24 protein-coding genes are annotated in these 23069 nt (G+C 64.4%); 12 read left to right on the top strand and 12 right to left on the bottom strand.

Going from position 1 to position 23069, the window contains the following annotated elements; translation table 11 throughout:
- Positions 1-42: 42 nt before the first annotated feature.
- Positions 43-993, bottom strand: a complete 951-nt coding sequence (locus tag P0R31_RS24120; RefSeq protein ID WP_275516706.1) for a LysR family transcriptional regulator — start codon at positions 991-993, stop codon at positions 43-45.
- Positions 994-1147: 154 nt separating this feature from the next.
- On the opposite strand from P0R31_RS24120, the gene P0R31_RS24115 reads away from it, so the two are divergent.
- Positions 1148-2128 (top strand): Bug family tripartite tricarboxylate transporter substrate binding protein, encoded by a 981-nt coding sequence (locus P0R31_RS24115; protein WP_275516705.1) that lies wholly within the window; start codon positions 1148-1150, stop codon positions 2126-2128.
- Between the two features lie 187 nt (positions 2129-2315).
- Positions 2316-3938, top strand: a complete 1623-nt coding sequence (locus P0R31_RS24110) for an ABC-F family ATP-binding cassette domain-containing protein (RefSeq protein ID WP_275516703.1) — start codon at positions 2316-2318, stop codon at positions 3936-3938.
- Here the strand turns inward: P0R31_RS24110 and P0R31_RS24105 are convergent.
- On the bottom strand, positions 3935-4918 hold the full coding sequence (locus P0R31_RS24105; RefSeq protein ID WP_275516702.1) for a glycerophosphodiester phosphodiesterase family protein: 984 nt from the start codon (positions 4916-4918) through the stop codon (positions 3935-3937). The genes P0R31_RS24110 and P0R31_RS24105 overlap by 4 nt on opposite strands.
- Before the next feature lie 143 nt (positions 4919-5061).
- Here P0R31_RS24105 and P0R31_RS24100 point away from each other — a divergent pair, with 143 nt between their 5' ends.
- Entirely contained in the window at positions 5062-5937 is an 876-nt protein-coding gene (locus P0R31_RS24100; RefSeq protein ID WP_275516701.1) for an MBL fold metallo-hydrolase, read from the top strand.
- A 2-nt stretch (positions 5938-5939) separates the two neighbouring features.
- Here P0R31_RS24100 and P0R31_RS24095 read toward each other — a convergent pair whose 3' ends face one another.
- The gene (locus P0R31_RS24095) at positions 5940-7031 is read right to left on the bottom strand and encodes a type II asparaginase (RefSeq protein WP_275516699.1); all 1092 of its coding nucleotides are present in this window, start codon (positions 7029-7031) and stop codon (positions 5940-5942) included.
- A gap of 255 nt (positions 7032-7286) precedes the next feature.
- Positions 7287-7535: a hypothetical protein gene (locus P0R31_RS24090; protein ID WP_271546860.1), complete on the bottom strand. Its 249-nt coding sequence runs from the start codon at positions 7533-7535 to the stop codon at positions 7287-7289.
- A 203-nt stretch (positions 7536-7738) separates the two neighbouring features.
- Between P0R31_RS24090 and P0R31_RS24085 the strand changes: the two genes are divergently transcribed.
- Entirely contained in the window at positions 7739-8200 is a 462-nt protein-coding gene (locus P0R31_RS24085; protein ID WP_275516696.1) for a cupin domain-containing protein, read from the top strand.
- Between the two features lie 6 nt (positions 8201-8206).
- On the opposite strand, the gene P0R31_RS24080 is transcribed toward P0R31_RS24085, so the two are convergent.
- The gene (locus P0R31_RS24080; RefSeq protein WP_275516695.1) at positions 8207-9169 is read right to left on the bottom strand and encodes an alpha/beta hydrolase; all 963 of its coding nucleotides are present in this window, start codon (positions 9167-9169) and stop codon (positions 8207-8209) included.
- Between the two features lie 116 nt (positions 9170-9285).
- Between P0R31_RS24080 and P0R31_RS24075 the strand changes: the two genes are divergently transcribed.
- On the top strand, positions 9286-9963 hold the full coding sequence (locus tag P0R31_RS24075) for a nitroreductase (RefSeq protein ID WP_275516694.1): 678 nt from the start codon (positions 9286-9288) through the stop codon (positions 9961-9963).
- 363 nt (positions 9964-10326) lie between these two features.
- Here the strand turns inward: P0R31_RS24075 and P0R31_RS24070 are convergent, their stop codons facing one another.
- From P0R31_RS24070 to P0R31_RS24060, 3 genes are read right to left on the bottom strand one after another with little or no spacing between them, the layout of a single operon-like run.
- Complete coding sequence (locus tag P0R31_RS24070) at positions 10327-11445, bottom strand: HD-GYP domain-containing protein (protein ID WP_275516792.1); 1119 nt, start codon at positions 11443-11445, stop codon at positions 10327-10329.
- Positions 11446-11495: 50 nt separating this feature from the next.
- Positions 11496-11828, bottom strand: coding sequence for a PilZ domain-containing protein (locus P0R31_RS24065; protein ID WP_275516692.1), 333 nt, complete (start codon positions 11826-11828; stop codon positions 11496-11498).
- The gene (locus tag P0R31_RS24060) at positions 11825-12937 is read right to left on the bottom strand and encodes a DUF2336 domain-containing protein (RefSeq protein WP_275516691.1); all 1113 of its coding nucleotides are present in this window, start codon (positions 12935-12937) and stop codon (positions 11825-11827) included. The genes P0R31_RS24065 and P0R31_RS24060 overlap by 4 nt, the downstream gene beginning before the upstream one ends.
- A 295-nt stretch (positions 12938-13232) precedes the next feature.
- On the opposite strand from P0R31_RS24060, the gene P0R31_RS24055 reads away from it, so the two are divergent.
- Entirely contained in the window at positions 13233-14180 is a 948-nt protein-coding gene (locus tag P0R31_RS24055) for an AraC family transcriptional regulator (RefSeq protein WP_275516689.1), read from the top strand.
- Between the two features lie 50 nt (positions 14181-14230).
- Positions 14231-14821, top strand: coding sequence for an NADPH-dependent FMN reductase (locus P0R31_RS24050; protein ID WP_271546851.1), 591 nt, complete (start codon positions 14231-14233; stop codon positions 14819-14821).
- 7 nt (positions 14822-14828) lie between these two features.
- Here the strand turns inward: P0R31_RS24050 and P0R31_RS24045 are convergent, their stop codons facing one another.
- The 3 genes from P0R31_RS24045 to P0R31_RS24035 all read right to left on the bottom strand — a co-directional run bounded on the left by P0R31_RS24045 (position 14829) and on the right by P0R31_RS24035 (position 18383).
- Positions 14829-16910 (bottom strand): methyl-accepting chemotaxis protein, encoded by a 2082-nt coding sequence (locus P0R31_RS24045; protein ID WP_275516688.1) that lies wholly within the window; start codon positions 16908-16910, stop codon positions 14829-14831.
- An 85-nt stretch (positions 16911-16995) separates the two neighbouring features.
- Positions 16996-17781, bottom strand: coding sequence for a 2-keto-4-pentenoate hydratase (locus P0R31_RS24040; protein ID WP_275516687.1), 786 nt, complete (start codon positions 17779-17781; stop codon positions 16996-16998).
- Positions 17782-17795: 14 nt separating this feature from the next.
- The gene (locus tag P0R31_RS24035; RefSeq protein ID WP_275516685.1) at positions 17796-18383 is read right to left on the bottom strand and encodes a TetR/AcrR family transcriptional regulator; all 588 of its coding nucleotides are present in this window, start codon (positions 18381-18383) and stop codon (positions 17796-17798) included.
- A 126-nt stretch (positions 18384-18509) separates the two neighbouring features.
- Here P0R31_RS24035 and P0R31_RS24030 point away from each other — a divergent pair, with 126 nt between their 5' ends.
- Positions 18510-18992 (top strand): tautomerase family protein, encoded by a 483-nt coding sequence (locus tag P0R31_RS24030; protein ID WP_275516684.1) that lies wholly within the window; start codon positions 18510-18512, stop codon positions 18990-18992.
- A 35-nt stretch (positions 18993-19027) separates the two neighbouring features.
- Positions 19028-19804 (top strand): crotonase/enoyl-CoA hydratase family protein, encoded by a 777-nt coding sequence (locus tag P0R31_RS24025; protein ID WP_275516683.1) that lies wholly within the window; start codon positions 19028-19030, stop codon positions 19802-19804.
- 10 nt (positions 19805-19814) lie between these two features.
- On the opposite strand, the gene P0R31_RS24020 is transcribed toward P0R31_RS24025, so the two are convergent.
- A complete protein-coding gene (locus P0R31_RS24020) occupies positions 19815-20255 on the bottom strand; it encodes a DUF1810 domain-containing protein (protein ID WP_275516681.1) in 441 nt (146 codons plus the stop codon).
- A 206-nt stretch (positions 20256-20461) separates the two neighbouring features.
- On the opposite strand from P0R31_RS24020, the gene P0R31_RS24015 reads away from it, so the two are divergent.
- The 3 genes from P0R31_RS24015 to P0R31_RS24005 all read left to right on the top strand — a co-directional run bounded on the left by P0R31_RS24015 (position 20462) and on the right by P0R31_RS24005 (position 22946).
- Positions 20462-21412, top strand: a complete 951-nt coding sequence (locus tag P0R31_RS24015; RefSeq protein ID WP_275516790.1) for a DUF2778 domain-containing protein — start codon at positions 20462-20464, stop codon at positions 21410-21412.
- Positions 21413-21478: 66 nt separating this feature from the next.
- Positions 21479-21736, top strand: coding sequence for a hypothetical protein (locus P0R31_RS24010; RefSeq protein ID WP_024338019.1), 258 nt, complete (start codon positions 21479-21481; stop codon positions 21734-21736).
- A 118-nt stretch (positions 21737-21854) separates the two neighbouring features.
- Entirely contained in the window at positions 21855-22946 is a 1092-nt protein-coding gene (locus tag P0R31_RS24005; protein ID WP_275516679.1) for a TRAP transporter substrate-binding protein, read from the top strand.
- Positions 22947-23069 lie beyond the last annotated feature (123 nt).

The following is a 23069-nucleotide window of genomic DNA, read 5'->3' as shown; positions in this document are numbered from 1 at the left end:
GGCTTCTTCCAGGCCACCCACAGGATGCATGTCGCATCGCACTCAGGGTATTGAGCCCTTGCCATCGAGTCTCGCAGTTCGCCGAACGGACTCGATAAAGAGCTTTGCGGCGGGGCTGAGAGCGCGATTCTTGAGCGTTACGATTGCGACAGGCCGTGGCTGCGCGGGAAGCCGAATTGGAAGTACCTTGAGGGACCGATCATGGTTGCCATGGCGAATGATGGACGCCGGAAGCATCGTCACAAATCGTGTGGTGGCAACTAATTGGCAGCACAGATGAATCGAGAGCGTCGTGACGGGAGCACGTGGCAGGTCTGTGCCACTCGCGCCGAACAACTCAGTCGTGAGTGACCCGTGCATGGTGTCCGCTGGAGGCAGAATCCAGCGCTCGCCAGAGAGATCGGCGAGCTCGAGCTTGCGCGCTCGCGCCCATTTGCTTCGGCGGCCCGCCACGACGACGACCTGATCGTCATACACCACCTCCGCCTTTAGATCGGCTTCCTTGAATGGCGTCGGAATACGGCCCAGCATGAGATCGATGCTGCGCTCGCGCAGCTCACGATAATGCAGCTTGCTGATGACGGCTTGTGCGACGTTCAAGCGCACTCGCGGCTGCTCTTGCGAGAAGTCCTTGATGACTGCGGGCAAGAAGCCGGCCGCGATACTCTCAGTACTGCCGATGTGCAACTCTGCTGCAGACGGGTCGGCCAGAAATGCGACTTCGTCGATACCCTGCTTGAGTTCATCGAATATCACTCGGCCTCGCGCGACCAGAGCGTGGCCGTACGCCGTCGGTTCGATCCCGCCTCGGCCACGGTCGAGCAAACGAAGACCGAACATGTATTCCAAATCGGTGATTGCCTTCGATACGGCGGGCTGCGAGATCGCCAGCTCCGCCGCGGCCTTTGCCATGCTACCGCGCTCTACGACGGTCAGGAGAATGTGAAGATCGCGCAGCTTCAGGCGGCGTCCAATGCGATCGGCCCACTGCATGACTTGAACCTGTCAAATCGGTTATCGAGCCATCACATATCAGAATTGGACAGATATGTCTTCGCGGCGCACGCTTTGGTTGACGAGACGTCGGCGGTCCCATCGGCATGGCCGAGAACACGTTACGGAATTGGGTGAAACACGGAGGTGGCCCATGCGGACGCGTCGTGACTTTCTCGCAGTGTCGGCGGCCGGCGTCGCTTTCTCCGTTGCGGGTCCCATGTCGCAGATCGTAGCTGAACCGCGCGTCAAAACGGCTCATATCCTGACAGGGTTCACGGCGGGGCTGCCCGATGCTGTCGCGCGGCTCCTTGCGGACCAGATGAAGACTTATGCGACGTCGATTGTCGTCGAACCCCGACCGGGCGCGAGCGGTCGTGTCGCCGTGGAAGCCGTGAAAGCCGCTCCCCCGGACGGATCTGTCATTCTGTTCGCGCCGACAGGTTTCCTCACGCTCTTTCCTCACACCCATAGGAGACTGCGATACGAGCCGCAGGACTTTGTCCCGGTATCGACTGTTGCGTCGTTCGCCGCAGTATTGACGGTCGGGCCGCGCGTGCCAGGAGAGGCAAGGACGCTTGCCGATTTCGTCTCGTGGTGCCGCGCCAACGCTGGGGACGCGACCTATGGCACACCGGGAGTTGGAACCAGTTTGCACTTGATTGGCGCAGCCTTGGGACGCTCGGCAGGCTTCGAGTTTCTCCACGTGCCATATCAAGGTCGGGCGGCAATCCAGGATCTCCTCAAGGGCGAGATTGCATCAGCCATCATGCCGATCGACAGCTCCTTAGGTCTTGTTCAATCTGGCCAACTGCGCGCGCTGGCGACCACTGGTTCAGCTCGCAGTCCTTTCCTTCCCGATGTGCCGACGATGATGGAATCCGGTTATCCCATGCTCAAGGATGTCACATGGTTCGGGTTCTTTGTTCCGGCGAAGACTCCGTCGGATATCATTGAAGGCCTTAACGGAGCTATTCAGGCGGCGCTGCGAACAAGTCAGATGGGGACCAGCCTCGCAAAATTGTCGGTCGAGATCGACTCCATCGAAATGGACGGATTCGCGCAGCTACTCGCATCGGAATCAGCACGATGGAGAGGGATCGTGCAAGCAACAGAGTTCAGCCCGCAGGATTGAGGAGGGCACCTTTGAACCAGAGCAGACCTCGGGCCGCCCGGCTGCGGTCTTAGAAACCGCTCGGTTCATGCGGCTCTGATTGGGCAGGGATTGGCCAATGAGGCGATTCCGCGTCCCGCCGGGCTTCCCCTGGCGGCCGGCATGGCCTATGACGCTGCAACGCAAAAATCCCCCGAAAAATGACCTCATGATCCGCCTCGACAACGTCAGCAAGCAAGCCGGCCACCAGATCCTGTTCATCGAAGCCTCCGCGGCCCTCAACAAGGGGGAGAAGATCGGTCTCGTCGGGCCGAACGGCGCCGGAAAGAGCACGCTGTTCCGGATGATCGCCGGTGAGGAACTGCCCGACGAGGGTCAGGTCTCGATCGATCGCGGCATCACCATCGGCTATTTCAACCAGGACGTCGGCGAGATGAGTGGCCGCAGCGCGGTGGCCGAGGTGATGGATGGCGCCGGTCCCGTCAGCGAGGTCGCTGCCGAATTGCGCGAGCTCGAGGCCGCCATGGCCGACCCCGACAAGGCCGACCAGATGGACGAGATCATCGCCCGCTACGGCGAGGTGCAGCACCGGTTCGAGGAGCTCGACGGCTATGCGCTCGACGGCCGCGCGCGCGAGGCGCTCTCCGGCCTCGGCTTCAGCCAGGAGATGATGGACGGCGACGTCGGAAAACTCTCCGGCGGCTGGAAGATGCGCGTGGCGCTGGCGCGTATTCTCCTGATGCGGCCCGACGTGATGCTGCTCGACGAGCCGAGCAACCATCTCGATCTCGAAAGCCTGATCTGGCTGGAAAAATTCCTGCACGATTACGAGGGCACGCTGCTGATGACCTCGCATGACCGCGAGTTCATCAACCGCGTGATCTCCAAGGTGATCGAGATCGACAGCGGCTCGCTCACCACCTACACCGGAAATTACGAGTTCTACGAGCAGCAGCGGGCGCAGAACGAGAAGCAGCAGCAGGCGCAGTTCGAGCGCCAGCAGGCGATGCTCGCCAAGGAGATCAAGTTCATCGAGCGCTTCAAGGCGCGTGCCTCTCACGCGGCCCAGGTGCAGAGCCGGGTCAAGAAGCTCGACAAGATCGAGCGCGTCGAGCCGCCGCGGCGCCGGCAGAGCGTGGCGTTCGACTTCCTGCCGGCGCCGCGCTCGGGCGAGGACGTCGTCGCACTCAAGAACGTGCACAAGGGCTATGGCTCAAAGCGCATCTATGACGGGCTGGATTTCATGATCCGCCGTCGGGAGCGCTGGTGCGTGATGGGCGTCAACGGCGCCGGCAAATCGACGCTGCTCAAGCTGGTTGCCGGTGCGAGCGAGCCGGACGAGGGCACCGTGGCGCTCGGAGGCAGCGTCAAGATGGGCTATTTCGCCCAGCACGCGATGGATCTGCTCGACGGCGAGCGCACCGTGTTCCAGTCGCTGGAGGACGCGTTTCCGACCGCGGGGCAGGGCTCCTTGCGTGCGCTCGCCGGCTGCTTCGGCTTCTCCGGCGACGACGTCGAGAAGCGCTGCCGCGTGCTCTCGGGCGGCGAGAAGGCGCGCCTCGTGATGGCCAAGATGCTGTTCGACCCGCCGAACTTCCTGGTGCTGGACGAGCCCACCAACCATCTCGACCTCGCCACCAAGGAAATGCTGATCAATGCGCTGTCGGATTTCGAGGGCACCATGCTGTTCGTCTCGCACGACCGGCATTTCTTGGCGACGCTGTCGAACCGCGTGTTGGAGCTGACGCCCGAAGGCGTCCACCAATATGGCGGCGGCTACACCGAGTATGTCGCGCGCACCGGACAGGAGGCGCCGGGGCTGCGGAGCTAATCTCTGCTGTTGCCGGTGAGCCTGGCGATCGCCTCGATCTCGTTGGTCCAGATGCCGCCGGAATAGCTTTGCGGCAGCCGCGCAAGCAATTCCGGCGTATCGATGCCGGTGGAGAACTCGCCGCCGCTGTAGGGGCCGAGCGCGAACACAGCGCTGTTGACGGCGTTCATGCGCGCGAGAAAGCGATCGGGCCAGCCCCATAGCCAGGGGGCGACGTTGATTGGCACCAGCACTATCGCGTTGCGGCAGGCCTCTGGGACGAGACCGGTCCAGCCGAATCCGATATAGCGTGCCAGGCAGCTTTTGATAGACTTCCGCGAGATCGTGCGGACATCCGGGGCGAGGCGACGGATCACGTCGATGGGCTCGTCGCCGCCATAGACCATGATGGTGCTACGCCGCCCGGCCGACAACGTGGTCAGCACGCCGGCAAGTTTCTCGCCTTCGTCCGGGTCCCGGCTCTTCACGTTGATGAGCAACTGCTTGTCGGGGAAGGCGGCGAACACCTCCGACAAGGTCGGCATCATGCCGACGCCCTTGCCGCGGAACGGGAAGGTCTTGCCGCCGTCGGCGGTGTAGCCGTAGCCGATATCGAGCGTCTTCAGCTTTGCCACGCTCTGCGCGCGGGTGACGCCGAGGCCGTCGGTCCGGCAGTCGAGTGTCCAGTCATGGAAGACGGCGAACTCGCCGTCACTGGTCGGGTGCACGTCGAGCTCGACCACGTCGGCACCGGCCTCGAAGCTCGCGCGCATCGAGCGCAGGGTGTTTTCGAGGTAGTCGTGCGCCGGCGGCAGCATCCGCGCGGCGGTGCAGGTGTCGTTCTTCAGCTCGCGCTCGTCAAATCGTTGCGCCATGCCGCGATGGGCGAGCAGCACCGGCTTGCCGTCCCGATGCGGCGCCAGAAGGCTTGTGTTGTTGACGTAGATTGCAGCTGCGACGGCGATCACGATCGCCGTGGTCACTCTCAGTTTCCTGCCCACCGGACATTCCTCATTCCGCGATCATCTTCTCCGGCGTTTGAGGTTGATTTGCGGCACGGGGCGCATGGGAGGCTCCCGGGTTTGGTGCCTTGAATGCCCTGATTCCGTTCGCTACGCTTTCGTCAAAAAGGGAGCGAACACCCATGAAGCCAGTCCGGATCGGCGACATCACCATCGATGCGGTGATCGAGCGGGAGGGGCCGTGGCGCCGGCCGCAGGATTTCTTCCCGGCCTATGACGAAGACGTGTTCAAGCGCCATCTACCGACGATGGAGCCGGAGGTGTTCGACGCCGCGCGCGGCATGATGGTGATCACCTATCAGACGTTTGTGGTGCGCACGCCGCGCTACACCATCCTGGTCGACACCTGTACCGGTGAGGACAAGGGCCATCCGCCGCCGTTCGATTTTCCCGGTAAGGCGCGCTGGCGCAACGAATTGTTCGCGCTCGGCATCGGCTTCGAGCAGATCGATTACGTGTTCTGCACGCATCTGCACATCGACCATACCGGCTGGAACACGACCTTGCGCGACGGACGCTGGGTGCCGACGTTTCCCAACGCGAAGTACGTCTTCCACAAGGGGGAATACGCGGCTTGGGAGGCGGAGAACGCCAAAGGCAGCAATCCGCCGGGCACCGTGTTTCGCGACAATTGCCTGCCGATCGTCGAGGCCGGGCAGGCGCTGCTGGTCGAGGACGATTACGCGCTCGACGATACCGTGACGCTGACCCCGACGCCGGGGCATTCGCCCTGTCATTGCTGCGTGAATATCTTTTCGAAAGGCCAGCGCGCCGTGGTCGCGGGCGACCTCATGCACCACCAGATCCAGTGTCGCGAGCCGGACTGGTCGGCGAAGCCGGATTGGGATGCGAAGCAGTCCGCGATGTCGCGACTAAAGTTCTTCGCCTCTGTTGCCGACACGGACACGCTGATCCTGCCGATCCATTTTCCGGCGCCGACGGCCGGGCTGATCAAGCCGTTCGGCGCCGCGTTCGATTACCGGTTCAAGCGCGATTAGCTCTAATATGCGTAGAACATCCGCTGAATGTCCTTGGTGTCGCTCGTCTTGGTCAACGCCAGCATCAGCAAAATGCGCGCCTTCTGGGGATTGAGCGTATCCGAGACGACGAAGTCGTGCTCATCGTCCTTGGCCTCGCCATTGCGCGCGACGATGCCGTTGCCGACACGGCTGCTGCGAACGATCACCACGCCTTTCTTGCGGGCATCGTCGAGCGCCGGCTCGACCGCCGGGCGGGCCAGGCTGCCGTCACCCACGCCGGCATGCACGACCCCCTTGGCGCCGGCAGCGACAAAGGCGTCGATCGCGACCCGGTTCATGTTGGCGTAGCCGTAGACGATGTCGACCTGCGGCAGGACATCGAGCTTGGACACGTCAAATTCGGAATCCGCCGTGTGCCGGCGGGTCGTTTGGCGATAGAAATACGGCTTGTTGCCCTGCATGTAGCCGAGAAAGCCGAGTTCGGGCGTGCGAAAGGTGTCTGCCGTGGACGTGTTGTTCTTGGTGACGTCGCGTGCGGCGTTGATCTGATCGTTGAGGGCGACGAGCACGCCCTTGCCGACGGCTTCTTCACTGCCTGCGAGGATCACCGCATTGAAGAGGTTGATCGGGCCGTCCGCGCTGATCGCGGTCGATGGACGCATCGCACCGACGACGACCACAGGCTTCTTGCTCTTGACGACCAGATTCAGGAAATAGCTGGTTTCCTCGATCGTATCGGTTCCGTGCGTGATCACGATCCCGTCCACGTCGTCCTGCGCGAGGAGCGTATTGACGCGCTTGGCGAGCTTCAGCCAATAATCATTGTTCATATTCTCGCTGGCGATCTGGAAGACCTGCTCGCCCTTGACGTTGGCCACCGTTTTCAACTCGGGGACGGCATTCAAGAGGGTCTCGATGCCCACCGTGGCTGCGGTATACCCGATGACGGTGGTGCTGCTCGCCCCGCTGCCGGCGATCGTGCCGCCGGTTGCGAGAACCATGACGTTGGGCAGGCCGGGGCCTCTCGCGTTGGCAACGTCAACGATCATGAGCAGCGTAAAGAGCACGCTCATTATCGCCGTGATGTGATCACGCACGCGGAACTGCAACATCTCGCCCATCCTTTGCTGGAAGCCTCGTCGATGCGCCCCGGTTCGCTCAGCGCTGCATCATCCGTCAGCCGCTGCGTTCTGTCTAGGGTCGCGGCGTGTTTGCTTTACGCGCTCGGCGCGTGTCGGAAACTGGCGGCGGGGTGGGGCACAAGAAGCCGATGGCCGGGACATCTGGCGCGAAGACGCGCATCTGCCCGGCCATGACGGCATTTCGTTTGTGATGGCTTGCTGAAAAGGCCCGGAACGCACTGCGCCTTACGCGCTGGTCTCGCACTTCTTCATGAAGCTGTTCTTGGCGGCGCCGGCGAGCGGCTTGCCGTCGGCGCTGACTGCCTTGGGCGCGCAGGCGTCTTCCTTGCATTTCTTCAGGAACGAGGTCTTGGCGGCGCCGGCCAGCGGCTTGCCGTCCTTGCCGACGGCCTTGCTCTCGCAGGTTTCTTGCGCAAGGGCCGAACCCGCTGCGAAGGTGGCAACGATCGCAGCGACGAAAATCCGCTTCATCATGGGGGTCTCCTGAACCAGAAATGGCCGGCAGATTGGAGCCGGGAATCGTGGCGCAATCAAGCAGGATGAGCACTGGGCCGCCCGGTCGCCCGCTGATTTTTGCGCTTCAAGCGCGGGAGATGTCGCCTCTGTTGCAGTGCTCGCTGACCGCATCGGGCGATCCTGCTAGCGTTGGTCCCTTGAGATGGAGAGGAAGCATCGTGATGGACGCCGCGATCCCGCACGACCAGGCAGCCGATCGGCATTCCCACCTGGTTCGCCCCCAAGACATGGATTGGCAGAAGACGCGCTTTCCGGGCTGCGAGGCCAAGACGCTGCTGTTCGATCGGCGTACGGGGCTGATGACCGCCTTGATGCGTTTTGCGCCAGGATCGGTGCTGCCCGATCACGAGCATGTCGGCATCGAGCAGAGCTGGGTCATCGAAGGTGCGCTCGTCGACAAGGAGGGGCCGGCCAAGGGCATTGCCTGCAAGGCCGGCGAATTCATCTGGCGCGAGGCGGGCAGCCGGCACGCCGCCTGGTGTCCGGACGGCGCGTTGATCCTGGCGATCTTCCAGGTGCCGAACAAGTTCTTCGAAGCCGACGGCCGCGTGGTCGATGCCGCCGGTCAGGACTGGGACGAGACCTGGGGGCACACCGCGGCGCAGCGGCCGCAGAGCGCCTGATCGCCTTCACGCGCCGCGCATCAGCAGCGCCTTGAAGTCGGCCCGCGCGCGCTGCGCCTCAGCGCGCGCGACGTCGGAGGCGTCGCCCATGCCGAAATAGCCATGGATCAGGCCGGGGCCCTCATGGTGCTTGACCTTCACGCCGGCGGCCTCCAGGGCCCGCGCATAGGCGGCGCCTTCGTCGCGCAGGGGATCGAACCAGGCGGTGGTCACGATCGCGGGCGCGACGCCGGCCAAGGAGGCAGCCCGCAGCGGCGAGACGCGCCAGTCGCCGGCGTGCGCGGGATCGGCGAGATAATGGCCGCAGAACCATTCCATCGTCGCCCGTGTGAGGAAGTAGCCCTCGGCGTTCTCCGCGCGCGAGGGATAGCGCGCGTTCTCGCGCGCATCGGCATAAGCGCCGACGACGTCGGTGACCGGATAGACCAGCAGTTGCGCGGCGAGCTTGATGCCGGCCTCCCGGCAGGCGATCGCGCTCGTCGCTGCGAGATTGCCGCCGGCGCTGTCGCCGGCAACGCCGAAACGCGTTGCGTCATTGCCAAATTCCGCGACGCGGCCAAACACGTCGCTGACCGCGGCGAAAGCATCCTCGAAGGCGCCGGGAAAGCGCGTCTCGGGCGGGCGGCGATAGTCGACGGAGACGACGACCGCGCCGGTCTCGATCGCAAGGTTGCGCGCCTGCCGGTCGTGGGTTTCGAGATCGCCCGCAACCCAGCCGCCGCCGTGGAAGAACACCACCGTCGGTGCCGGCGCGGGGCCGACCCGATAGACCCGTGCGGGAAGCAGACTGGCGCCGCCCTTCACCCTGATATCCTCGACGCTATCGACCGGCGGCGGCGGAATGGCGGCACGCGAGGCAGCGAGTGCGCGCAAGGAATCGCGGGCGCTCTGTGGCGTCATGGCCGTGGGATCGCGCATCGGCATGAGCGGAATGATCTGGGCGATGACGGGATCGAGCGGTGCGGCCATGGGCTTTCCTCACAGGGTTCTTGGTCTTGCTTGGTCATTAGCATAGGTTTTGCGGGGCCGCATCGGCAACCGGCGTGCGTCGCACGGCCGGACGAACGGGCAGGGAGATTCACGAGGTGGAATTCGAGACGTTGGTCCAGTCGCGCCGCAGCGTGCGTGGCTTCAAGAACGAGCCGGTGCCGCGCGCGGTGATCGAGGCGATCATCGAGAGCGCCAAGCGCGCGCCCTCGTCGATGAACACCCAGCCTTGGCATGTCCATGTGCTCACGGGTCATCCGCTGGAGGAGGTGCGTCGCCGCAACATGGCGGAGATGGCCGGCGGCGCCAAGGTCAAGCGCGACATCGTCAGCCATGGCGAATACCAGGGCGTGCATCGCACCCGGCAGGTCGACATCGCCAAGAAGCTGTTCGGCGCGATGGGAATCGCACGCGACGACAAGCCGATGCGGCAGGACTGGGTGCTGCGCGGCTTCCGCCAGTTCGACGCGCCGGTCTCGCTGGTGCTGACCTATGACCGCGTGCTCGATCCCGGCGCGGTCTGCCACTTCGATCTCGGTGCGCTCTGCTACGGCATCGTGCTCGCGGCGTGGGACCGCGGACTCGGCTCGGTCATCAACGGGCAGGGCATCATGCGCTCCGACATCGTGCGCGAGGTCGCCGAGATTCCGGAGGACGAGGTCATCATGACCTGTGTCGCGCTGGGCTATCCCGACGACGGTTTTGCCGCGAACGCCGTGCGCTCGGACCGCGAGCACAACCACCAGTTCGTGCATTACGTGGGTTTTGCCGATTAGCACGAGCAGAGGAGATTATTCTCTGGCGGAAAATTTTTTGGTGCGGTGTCGCGCGTGGCCTCTTGCAATCTCGAAGTCGCGGGAGGAACAATATGCGGACTGAGAGGTTTGTTGCTGGCGCGAGGGAATCGATATGCGGCGGCTGGCTAGCCTGGTTCGGCGGTTCTTCGGTCCGCGACTGCGGCCTAAGATCGATGATGATCCAAGTCTTCCTTTCACACCCGAAGAGTTCGGCCGGCTGATTCGCAGCGGCCGGCACGAGGACATGAAGCTGCTGGCCGACGGACTGGCCTGCCGCTCCATCCCGCGCCGCGCCAGTCATCGTGCGACGCACTAGGCTGCGCTCGATACGGGTCACAGCGCTCACCGCGTGAGCGCGACCTGCTTGAACGAGCGGACCAGCGCCTTCTCCAGCTTGCCTGTCATCCCGCACAGAACGTCGTAGGCCTCCGCGCGCGGCATGGTCGGCTTGTAGTGCCGGTGCTCGATCAGCGCGGCAAAGATGTCGGAGATCGTCAGGATCCTGACGATATCGCCAATGCTCTCGGCGCAGAGCGCATCGGGATAGCCGCTCCCGTCGAGATACTCGTGATGATGGCGAACGGCATCGAGAATCTCCCGCGAGATGCCGTCATGGTCCTTGAGAAATGCGTAGCCGGCGGCGGGATGCGTTTCGATCAGGGCGCGCTCGGCGGCATCGAGCCGGCCCGGCTTGTCGAGGATGGCGAGCGGAATCTGCGCCTTGCCGATGTCGTGGAACATGGCCGCCGAGTAGAGACGCTCGAGGTCGGTCCTGCCGACGCCGAGGCTCAGCCCGAAGTCGACGGCGACACCGGTCACCAGCAGGCAGTGCTGATAGGTTCCTTCGTGGTGCCGCCGCACCGTGGTGAGCCATTCCGTCAGGCCATGCCGGATGATGCGCTCGGCGATCTGGCGACCGGCTTCCCTGGTGCCGTTGACGTCGAGCGGCTGGCCCAGGGTGACGGAGTTGAACATGGATGCGATCGCGGTCGCCGCGGTCTCGACGGCGTTGTCGGACTGCACGGTCGGACGCGACAGAGGGGAGAGCGGATCAGCCGGATCAGACAGCGCCGCCAGCAACCTCGCCCGGTTGATCGTGCCCGGCAGGACCAGTGTCGCTCCAAGCGCATAGGCCTGCGAAACGGCGACATGGGAGGTGTGCTCCAGCAGGAAAATCCGTTTCTTCGCTTTAGCGAGCTTGCCCGCCCGCTTCTTGATCGCCGCAATGTTGTCGACATCGCGAAGTTCGGCGCGAATGACGATGGCGGACGGCACCTCTGACAGCTTGGCCTCGGCGTCCAGCCGCTCGCCCGCGACGGCAAAGCGTTGCTCGAGGATCGAGCACACACCGGCCAGCTTGTCGGACGTGTCGGCCAGCACATGCACGAACGGGCGCGGCGCTCCAGCGACGGCGGTGCCGTCGAGGCTGGTGGGTTTGAGTGTGGTTTGCGCGTTCTGCACGGACATGACCCGGAATATCGCGGGCTCCCATCGAGGGGTCGAATTCTCGTCTACTTGGCCTGAGCGGCGGCCTGCGTTGCGGCAGCCGGCGTACTCGCCTGCTTCTTCTTGCTTTGCGAGGTGACGAAGTGGATGCCGGCCGTGGTGCCGTCAATCCAGACCAGCTCGCAGCGCCGGTAGGCGAGGCCCGTCGACGACAGCAGCATGAAGAATTCCTTGGCCTGGAGCACGTCCAGCGTGCCCTCGACCTCGACCTTCGCGCCCGTCTGCGAGACGTCGAGCAGGACGCAGCTGCGCCGCCAGGTGCCGTCGGATCCCATGAGGTTGACCGGCTGCCTGTGGTCCATCTTCACGCGAAAGGCTTTGCGACCGTCGAACTTCATCGGCTAACCCCCATCTTTTTTGTGTCGCGATGTCCCCGGCCGCACTCCTTGGCGTTTGCGGCAATTTCGCCCCACCGCACGGTCCACTGGCTGGTTGACAGAAGCAGCGTCTCGAAAATGTGCTGCGCGCGTTCGCGCTCGGCGAAAGAAAGCCGTGTGCCGCTGCGGTTGCTCAGGATGGCGAGCGTGGTCTGCCAGTTCAGCCGCGAGGCGCGGCAGGCCATGACGAGGCCCTCGCAATCCTCGTCGGTCATGACATGCTCGACGATCTCGATGGGAGCGCCTGAAAGCACCGACAGCGCGGTCATGAGGTTGGCGGTCTCGCCGCGGATGGCGAAGCGATTCACGGTGGAATCGTTGAGCTTGCCGATGCGGCTGAGTGCTACGATCTCTGGCCGCGCGCTTGCATAGGCGGCCGCGGTCGGTAGCTCGGCCGCGATTGGTGCGGCCGTTGCGGATCGAAGCGAGACGGCGGCGTTCGGCGCAATGCCGGGTTTCGGCGCCCGTGAGGCCGACAGCAGCTTCCGCATGACCGTGTCGGGCGTGTCGGGCCTGAGCGCCAGTGCCTTGGTGAGTTCGTCATCCACCAGGCACTTCTCAACCAGCGCAACGTAAGCGGCTTCGGAGAATCTTGCCTCGCTGTTGCCGATCAGCGCAAGACAAACGCTGGAAGTGCCACCCTTGATCAGCGTCTCCGTCACCCGTGGATCGATCGGCGCGCGGCCGGCGATGGCACATTGCTGCCGTACGCCGCTCGCGGCTGCGATCAATGTGAGATCGGCCGTGGACAGTGACTGCGAGCGGAGCAAGACGGGGCAGGCGACTTCCGGATCGCGGTGCGAGGCGAGACGTCGGACGGTGTTCGGCGGAGCCACTTTGAGCTCTGCGAGAGCCGCGCTGACATCGATCAGCGTGCTGGCATCAACCCGCTCGATCAGTCGCAGCAGGACGCCGTCGAGCACATCGGCGAGCAATTCCAGGGACTGACCGCGGCTGCTTGTGAGCAGTTGCAGGAGGCCGAAGAGAATGCGAGCGCACCGCTCCAGCGGACACGTAGCGACCGCTCTCTCCAATTCGGCCAGATTATCAGCAGGCGAATTTGCCGTCATGGCAGGAGCCTGAAATGAAATGAATTGACGATCAAACAACGGTCATTCCGCCGCAAAGGCGTTAATTTGAATTTTAATTGTCGAAGGCTGGGGTATTTCAGCACCGCCGGCCTTGTGGGAAACGCTATCGAAATTCGGCGAGGCAGGGTTGTCCCGGATTGTTCTTTCAACCGGCCCCGCTCCATTTAATCAGGACACGACAGAATCGATTCTAGCGAAATAATTGAGGGAGGAAGCGAACCGGCATTCCGCGGCCGGACGCACATCCAGAGTGGCGCGGCATTCTCTTATTTCCATGAACAGCATTGACGATGTGCCGAGCTCGGCACTCAAAACATTTCGTTTTTCAGACGTTGACGAATTTCGAAGCGCCATACGCGGGCTGAATTTCGAATTCACCCCTCTTGTGCGGAAGATTTCGGCTGAGCAGGCGATCCTCGCCTTACCGGGCTGCGACGTGAATTTTACGCGCTCATTTCCGAGGGTGGTTGACGCACAACTCGTGGAGAATTGCACTGCGATCGGCTTCACGATGGACGATCTCAACGTGCCAATTCGCTTCAACGGCTCGCAACGTGCGCGGCCCGTTGTGGTCATTGGCAACGGCGGGGCGGCCTACACCACCATCGAGGAGGTGCAGCGGCAAATCGCCTCGGTGGTTTTCCGGCCGGAGGTGAGGGATCGTGGCTGGCCGTCGACGCTCTTGAGCTTCAAGATTTTTGAAGTCTCCACGGCCGGCTTGCAGCGGTTGCGCGGCGTGGTTCGGGAGGTGCTGGCCGAGGCGGCCGGGCCGATGCCGGCGCCGGAGCTCTTGTTAAAGGGCGCGGCGATGAAGGAGTCCCTGCTCGGAGCCGTCGACGAGGCCTTTGCAGCGATCGTTTCGGCCCGTTGGACCCTCGGACCTAACGACGGACGGAATTTCAGGACATTCCAGGACATCCGCGCGCTGCTCTCCGACGACCTGTCGGAGCCGATTTATAGCGATCAGATCGCGCGCAGGCTCGGGCTGTCGGTTCGCACCATGCACGACGTCGTGCGCCGCTATCGCGGCATGAGCCTGCACCGATATTTGCGTCTGCACCGGCTGTGGCTGGTGCGACGGCGCCTTCTCGCCGGGGCCGATAGCGTCAAGGCGGTGGCCCTGGCGTACGGCTTCTGGCACCTCAGCGATTTCTCCAGAAGCTACCGCGACCAGTTCGGCGAGACGCCGTCGCAAACGCTGGAGCATGGTCGCGGACGGTAATGCGACAAATCGAGTAGGGCTGGGCGCCGGTTTCGTGCTACCGTCGAGCCATGAGCAATCGCATTCTCGTTCTCTACGGTTCTTACCGTTCCGACCGCATGGGCATCCGCCTTGCGAATTTCGTCATCAACCGGCTGCGCGGCCGCGGCGAGGACGTCGAATTCATCGACGCCAAGGCGATCGGGCTGCCGATGCTGGACCGCATGTACAAGGAACATCCCAAGGGCTCGGCGCCGGAGGCGCTGGAGAAGCTGGCCGGGCAGATCCGCGGGGCCGACGGATTCGTCTTCGTCACCGGCGAGTATAATTGGGGCATGCAGCCCGGGCTGAAGAACCTCACCGACCATTTCCTGGAGGAATGGTTCTGGCGCCCGGCCGCGATCGTGAGCTATTCGGCCGGCCGGCTGTCCGGAGCACGCGCGGCGACCGCCTGGCACGGCACGCTCTCGGAGATGGGCATGGTGGTGGTATCGAGCACCATCGGTGTCGGCCCGATCGCGCAGACGCTGTCGGAAGCCGGCGAGCCGATCGGCGATGGCGGCAAGGCTCTGGAGCGCTCGTTTCCGCGCTTCGCCGACGATCTGACGTGGTGGATCGAGGCGGCGAAAGCGCAGCGCGCGCGCAAGGCGCCGCCGTATTGACGTCGCGCTACGCCGCTCGGACCTCGCCAAGGAAGCGCTCGAACTGGCCGGCGAGATCGCGCGACTGGGTCGAGAGCTGCTCGGCCGCGCCCAGCACCTCTCTTGCCGCGGCGCCGGTGTCGTCGGCGGCGCGCTGCACGCCGGAGATGTTGCTGTTGACCTCCTGGGTGCCGCGGGCGGCCTCCTGAACGCTGCGGGCGATCTCCTTGGTCGCCGAGCCCTGCTCCTCGATCGCCGCCGCGATCGCGGTGCCGATCTGGTCGATCTCGGCGATGACGTCGGCGACGTTGCGGATCGCCGCCACCGTCTCGTCGCTCGCGGTCTGGATCGCGGTGATCTGCTCGGAGATCTCCGTCGTGGCCTTGGCGGTCTGGCCGGCCAGCGACTTCACTTCGGAGGCGACCACGGCAAAGCCGCGGCCGGCCTCGCCGGCACGGGCGGCTTCGATGGTTGCATTCAGCGCAAGCAGGTTGGTCTGCTCGGCGATGCTCTGGATCAGCGTCACGACGTCGCCGATCTTCTGGGCGCCTTCGGCGAGCGTGCGCGCCGTGTCGCCGGTGCGGCGGGCATTGTCGACGGCACGTGCCGCGATCTCGGTGCTTTGGGCGACCTGACGCCCGATCTCCGCGATCGAGGAGGTCAGCTCTTCGGTGGCGCTCGCGACCGTCTGCACGTTGGTCGAGGTCTGTTCGGAGGCGGCGGCGACCACGGCGGCCTGGCTGTTGGTCTGCGCCGACGTCGAGGTCATCGACTGCGCGGTGCTTTCCATTGCAGCAGAGGCCCGCGACAGGCCGCCGACCAGCTCGGTCACCTTGGCCTCGAAGGCGCGGGTGAGATCGTCGAGCGCCTGGGCGCGGCGCATCTTGCCGTCGTTCTCGGCCTGCTTCTCGGCCGCGAGCCGATCGGCCCGGATCATGTTGTCCTTGAACACCTGAACGGCCGCGGCCATCGCGCCGATCTCGTCGGAGCGCTCGGCGCCCGGAATGCTCTCCGCAACCTCGCCGTCGGCGAGCCGCGACATGCGTGTCGTCAGGCCGACGATCGGCCCGCAGACGCGGCGGCGAACCGTCACGATGAGGCCGGCGCTGGCAATCAGCACTGCGACAAGGCCGGCGAGCGCGATCGTGAAGCTGGTGCGGGCACCGGAGGACGCGCCGGCGAGGATCTGCTCCGCGTTGCCGTAGAGGGCGTCGCGGACCTCGATGATGGTGCCGAGGCCGCGCTGCGTGGCGGCATAATAGGTGTCCATGTCGTGCTCGTACTTGCCGGTGACGGCGCCGTCCTTCACCAGCTTGAGCTCGCGGCCGAACTCCTCGACATAGATCGAATTGAACTTCTCCAGCGCCGCGGCGACGTTCGCCGGCGTTGTTGGATTGCCGCGCAATTCCTGCAGCGCCATCACGATCTGATCGTTGCGGCCCTGCGAGCGGGCAATGTCGGCCTTCTCGGCTTCGGTCGCCGGCTTCTTTCCGCCGAGGAGATTCTTGTGCAGGCTGGAGTTGAAGCCGCCGACGTCGCGCAGCGTCATCGCGACGTTGGCGTAGCTGGCCTGCCGGTAGGCGTCACCGTTCAGGATCGCCATGCGGCGGACCTGCTCGTTGAGCAGCGCGGTCACGCCGCCGTTGAGCACGGCATTCTCGGCGACGATCTTCTTGGCGGCGTCCTTACGTGCATCGGCGGGACCCGCCAGCGCCTTGTCGATGGCCTCGCGCAGGCCAGTGAACTTCGCGTTGAGGCCGTCGATGTTGCTGCCGATCGTGGTGCCGTCGTCGAAGGAGCCGGGCAGCTCCTTGCGCAGTGCATTCATCTTGTCGCGGGCGCGGTCGGTCTGCTTGCGCAGCTTGTCCTGCTCGGCCAGTAGCGCCGGGTCGATGGCCGCGGGTCCGTACAGGATGTTGGTGGAAAAGCCGCGCTCCGGATTGAGATAGCGCGGGATGTCGCTGACCGCACGGACGATTGCGAGCCGCCCCTGCGCTTCAGTGATCCGTTCCATGGTCTCGTATTTCGTCGCGGCGACGTAGACGGCGAGGCCGCCGCCGACGGTCGAGAGCGAGACGATGGCGCTGGTCAGGAGCGTACCGATTTTCATGATCTGTCCGGCAAATAACGGAGAATTATTTCGCCCGGACGATAGGGCGGCCATGTTAATCTGCGGTTTACGCTCTTTGGCCGTCTCAGCTGTAGGTCGCGCTGACCGATCCCAGCGGGCCAAAATCGGCAACGTAGGTTTCGCCAGCCTTGGGCCGGAGCATACCGGTCAGCGTTCCCGTGCTGATCGTCTGGCCGGCCTTGAGACCGATGCCGGTCCGCGACAGCTCGTTGGCAAGCCAGGCCAGAGGCACCAGCGGATGGTCAATCGCCTCTGCAGCGGAGCCGCGGCGCCGTTCGATGCCGTTGCAATTGAGGACGACATCCTGAGTGGCGACGTCGCGGCTGCGCCAGTCGGCGATGGGCTCCCCGAGCACGATCGTTCCTGATCCGGAACCGTCGGCCATGATCGCCGGCATCGGTGGAAACGCCGCATCGTGAATGAAGCGGCACTCCGCGAGCTCGATCCCGGGATGCAACGAGGCGACGGCGTCGCCGACTTCGTCCACCGTATAGGGCTTTGCGCGCGGCGGCAGATCAGCGCCGAGACGCGCCTGGAACTCGACTTCGGGGATCGGGCTGCATTGTCTGGCATGCTCGACGCTGGCGGGCGAACTCTTGATCAGGGGCGCGAACACCCGCCCATAGATCGGCGCGGAGATGCGAAGCTGACGCTGGAGCCCGGACTTCATGCCCGCGATCTTCCAGCCGACCACATCCCAGCCGAGTTCTTCTTCGACCATCCGCGCGACTTGGTACGCCGTGTCCGCATCCGGTGGGACCAGCCGTTCGTCGAGGCCGCTCTGTTGCCGGCCCTCGCGACGCAAATCGGCGAGCTGACGGGCGAGTTCGCGTTGCCGGGATAAGTCCATTGCGCGTCTCCAATCTATTTTTTTGTGCAGGCGAGGGCGGTTGCGAGGACGATCTCCAGTTCCTCCTGAACCTGATCGAGCGCGTCGGCGCTGCGGCTGGCGCGGCACATCGCGACCGTGCCTTCGATCGAGGCGACGACGAGCGTTGCAAGCCGCTCAGCGCGCTCGGCAGTCAGTCCTTCGCGCAACAAGGCTGCTTGCATGATCCGCCGCCAATCCGCGAATACGCCGTCGGCGAGGTCGAGCAGGCGCTGCTGCGCGGCCGCATCGACCTTGTCACTGGGCTCACCGACATAGCGATCGACCGCCACGGCGAGCACGGGGCAGCCGGCCTCGAAGCCGGTTGCCTCCAACTGACGGCGCCACGATGCGACAAAAGCCTTGAGGCCGCCGAGCACGCCGCGTTCGTTCATGGCTTTCTCCAGAGGAATGGATACCTGCCGGCCGGCGAAGGTCACGGCTTCGGCGATCAATTGCGGCTTGCCGTCGGGGAAGTGGTGGCTGATCGAGCCGCGCGGCGTCGCTGTGTGGCGGACCACGTCGCGCATGCTGGTGGCGTTGACGCCGCGGCGGCTCATCAGGTCGGCGGCGCCGGCGATCATCCTGTCGCGTGTGGTGGCAGTCATCGGGAATCCTGCAATTGGCCATCTCCATCTAGACTATGACACTTGACATAGGCAAGTCGTGTTGAGATATGACGAGTGTCATATTCGTGGAGAGGTGCCAATTTGACCATCATCACCGTCACCGCACCGGCCGGACGGCTCGGCCTGCCGCAGCGCCGGCAGCTTGCTGAAAGCCTGACCGACGCTGTGCTCGAGCCGGAGGTCGGCCAGAGGGCGCCGGCGGCCCGGATGGGGTTCCAGGTGCATTTCCACGACCTGCCGCCCGACAGCATGGCGATCGGCGGCCGGTTGCTGTGCGATCAGGACAAGCCGCGCGACATCATCACCGTCAACATCGCCGTCATGAACGCGGCCTGGCCGGCGGAGGTGCGCGCCGAGGTGATCCGCAACGTGCTGGCGCGGCTTGCGGAGGCCTGCGGCATGCCGGCGCCGTCGCCGACCTGGTGGGTCAATTTCGAGATCATCAATGAGGGAAGCTGGGGATCGCGCGGCGGGGTGCTCTCGATCCTTCAGCTGTTGGATTCCGGCGTGTTCACGCCGGCCCGGATCGAGGCGATCCGCGCGGCGCTTCAGCAGCCGGCCTGACTTGCTGCCAACACCACCAATCGGGAGACGAGCACATGAGCGAAGGTCAGATCCGCACCGAGGTGCACGGCCACGTCCTCAAGATCATCATCGCCAACGCCGCGAAGAAGAACGCATTCACGCCTGCGATGATGGAGCAATTGTCCGATGCACTCACCGAACTGCACAACAACGAGGCCTATCGCGTCGGCGTGATCTGCGCCGAGGGCGGGGATTTCACTGCAGGTCTAGATATGCCCAAATTCTTCGGTCCCACCGCGGAGAAGCGCAACATCAAGGACGGCAATGTCGACCCGTTCGGGCTCAACAAGCGCTGCCGCAAGCCGATCGTGACGGCCGTGCAGGGTGTCGTCTACACCATCGGCATCGAGCTGATGCTCGCCGGTGACATCGTGGTTGCGGCCGATGATTCACGCTTCTGCCAGATGGAGGCGAGGCGCGGCATTGCACCGCTGGGCGGCGCGCACTTCCGCTTCCTGTCGCGGGCCGGCTGGGGCGATGCGATGTATCATCTGTTCCTCTGCGACGAGTTTTCGGCGCAGCGCGCGCATACGATCGGCCTCGTCCAGGAGGTCGTGCCTGCAGGCGAGCAGATCGAGCGGGCGATGACGCTCGCCGCCATGATCGCGCGCAATGCGCCATTCGGCATCCAGATGACCAAGGAAGCGGCGGCGAACTATGTCGAAGCTGGCGAAGCGGCTGCGATTGCCTACATCCCGAGAATTCGCGATCGCGTGCTCGGCAGTGCCGACGCCAAGGAGGGCATCCAGTCCTTCATCGAGCGTCGCGCGGCCGTCTTCCAAGGACGCTGATCGGCGTCTGCTAATGCCGAGCCCGATCGAGCTTTTCGAGGATCTCCAGCGTGGCGCCGTCGCGTTCGCCTGCGAAATATCGGGCGAGCGCCTGATCGAAGACGGGCTCGTCGGACACTGTGCCGAACAGCGTCATCGACGAGCGGAATTTGGCATCATCCGGCGCGCCGAGGATCGCGTTGATGGTCCGGCCCTCGACCGCGAGCACCAGCTTGGTGCATTCGATCAGCCGGCCGCCCAGGATGGGGTGGGCGAGATAAGCCTCAGCCTCCGCGCGGGAGCCGATGGCATAGCGCTGCGACATGGCGCTGAACCCGAGACCTGCGACCTGGGGGAAGATGAACCACATCCAGTGAGTCTGCTTCCGGCCCCCGGTCAGCTCGCCCAAGATGTCGCCGTAGACCGGATCCTGGGCCCGGACAAAGCGATCTAGATCGAACGGATCGGTCATTGGATACCTTAGGGGATACCTTTGGAGGGCCTTGGCGGCCCCGATTATGCCTAACTTTTGGCTCCCAATGTGGTAGCTGGTATAGAGTCTCTCCGGGTGGGGGTGGGTACGCCCCCGGGGGTCGATTTGGGGATCTGATGGTTTCCGACGCAGCACACGCCGAGAGGCTGTTGTCGCGCCGCCGTGTCGGGCGGGCAGAAGCGATTCTGCTGTCTGTGGCCGCGATGGCGCTCGCGCTCGGCGCCGCCGCGTGGGTCGCCGATATCAGCGATTCGACCCCGCTGGCTTCCGCGGCGTTGCCGCCGGCCAATGCCCCCTCATTCGAGGACCGTTTCGCCTCGGCCTCGGCCGGCCCGTCGCCGCGCGAGCTAGGCCTGCGGGTGCTGGAGCGCTCCGCGGTGAATGCGGCCCAGCTCAAGCTGCGGGATGCCAAGGCGATGCTGGCCCAGAAGCTCCAGGGCGACGACTGGCGCTCGATCCTGAGCGAGGACGACCGGTACATGACCGAGGAGGCGAGGCGCTCGCAGCGCGCCGATGCCATCCCCATGCCGCGCGCGCGTCCGGTCCAGGCGGACTTCTCCGCTCAGATCGCCTCCAGCCAGGCCTATGCGGATACCAATCTCAGGGTCGACAACCGCAATTTCTTCGAAAAATTCACCGACAAGATCAAGCTGGCCTCGCTGACGCCCGGCGACGGCCTGCTCGGCAGGGGGCCGGACCTCGCCGCTCTCGGCTACGATTCGCGCACTGCGGTCTATGACATCTCGGCCAAGGCGGTCTACCTGCCGAGCGGCGTGGCGCTGGAAGCCCATTCCGGCCTAGGCGCGCTGATGGACAATCCTGATCATGTCGACCGGCGGATGGTCGGCGCGACGCCGCCGGCGACCTATGACCTGAAGCCGCGCGAAAAGCCGTTCCACGGCGTCCGTGCGCTGCGCATGACCCCGGTCGAAGGCACCAGCGCGCTCGGCCGCGTCGGGCTGCTCACGCACAATTACCTGCTCGGGCCGCGCGGCGATTCCAACGGCTGCGTCTCGATCAAGGACTATGATCGGTTCATCAAGGCCTACGACAATGGCGAGTTCAATCGCCTGGTCGTGGTGCCGAGCCTGCGCGGAGCGGCGACCGCCTCGCAGCGCGCGAGCACCGATTCCTGATATTCGCCTGCGACGGCGGGGCTGCCGTTTCCCCTTCGTTAAGCCGTCCTCGTCCAGAAGCAGCCCATGAGTGATCCATCCAGTTCCGAAACCCCGCTGCGCACGACGTTCAAGATCAAGCTGAACGGCGACACGCTGGCGATCGCGACCGTCGGTCAGGCCTATCAATTCCTGACCAACTTCAAATCGGTCGAGTGGATGGAATTTCGCTCGCTGCACGAGGACGCCGTCGCGGCCCTGGAAGGCGCCGCCGGTAACGCCATGCTGGCGGTGCAGGCAACCAACGCCGTGCGCGCGCTGTTCGTCAGCGCCAAGCTGCTGTGAAGCGGGCTACAGGCCTTCTCGCATCTTGAACTCCACCGTGGGAAGGGGCAAACGGTCCGCAAAGACCGTCGCCGCACAGCCATACTTTTCAAACCTGCTTCCAGGGAGAATCCTCATCATGAAACGGCGTACATTCCTGCAAGGTGGCGTGGTCGCCGGCGCGACCACGTTGGTTGCTGCACCTGCGATCGCGCAGAGCGCGCCCGAGATCAAATGGCGCCTGACCTCGAGCTTCCCGAAATCGCTCGACACCATCTTCGGCACGGCGCAGACCTTTGCGAAATATGTTGCCGAGGCCACCGACAACAAATTCCAGATCCAGACGTTTGCGGCCGGCGAGATCGTTCCGGGCCTGCAGGCGCTCGATGCGGTCAGCACCGCATCGGTCGAAATGGCGCAGACCCCGCTCTATTTCTACATCGGCAAGGAGCCGGCGCTGGCCTATGCCACCGGCGCGCCGTTCGGCATGAACCATCGCCACCAGGAATCGTGGTGGCATTTCGGCGGCGGCGCAGACCTCACCAACGAGGCGCTCAAGCCGTTCAAGGCGCACGCCATCCTCTGCGGCAATTCCGGCACCCAGATGGGCGGCTGGTTCCGCAAGGAGATCAAGACCGTCGACGACCTCAAGGGACTCAAATTCCGCATCGCAGGCATGGGCGGCCATGTGCTGGCAAGGCTCGGCGTGGTGCCGCAGCAGATCGCCGGTGGCGACGTGTATCCAGCCCTCGAGAAGGGCACGATCGATGCCGCCGAGTTCGTCGGTCCCTATGACGACGAGAAGCTCGGTTTCCAGAAAGTCGCCAAGTACTATTACTTCCCCGGCTGGTGGGAAGGCGGCGCCATGTTGCACATGATCGTCAACGACGAGAAATGGGCTTCGCTGCCCAAGCAATATCAGGCGATCGTCAACCAGGCTGGCGCGGCGGCCGGCGCCTGGATGCTGGAAAAATACGACAGCGTCAATCCGGCGGCGCTCAAGCGCCTGATCGCAGGCGGCGCGGAGCTGAAGGCGTTCCCGCAACCGGTGCTGGAGGCCTGCTACAACGCGACCCAGGACCATCTGAACGAACTCGCCGCCAAGAGCGATCTGTTCAAGCGGACCAAGGAGAGCCACGACGCTTATATGAAGGAGCTGTTGTTCTACACGCAGATCGCGGAGAATTTTTACGACAATTATCTGCTCGGCAAGATGCGCAACAAGAGCTGAGCGACGTCTTTCACTCTCGTGCCCGGACGCAGCGCAGCGTCTCCCCGGCGATGCGAAGCATCGTCCGGTGCGACGGTGCGCTGCTGAGCCGGGGCCCACCCATGGCGCCGTTCCGTGTCCCCT

Origin of the sequence: Bradyrhizobium yuanmingense (assembly GCF_029167105.1) — a bacterium.
Taxonomy (GTDB): domain Bacteria; phylum Pseudomonadota; class Alphaproteobacteria; order Rhizobiales; family Xanthobacteraceae; genus Bradyrhizobium; species Bradyrhizobium yuanmingense_A.
This window is presented reverse-complemented; position numbering and strand designations above follow the sequence as displayed.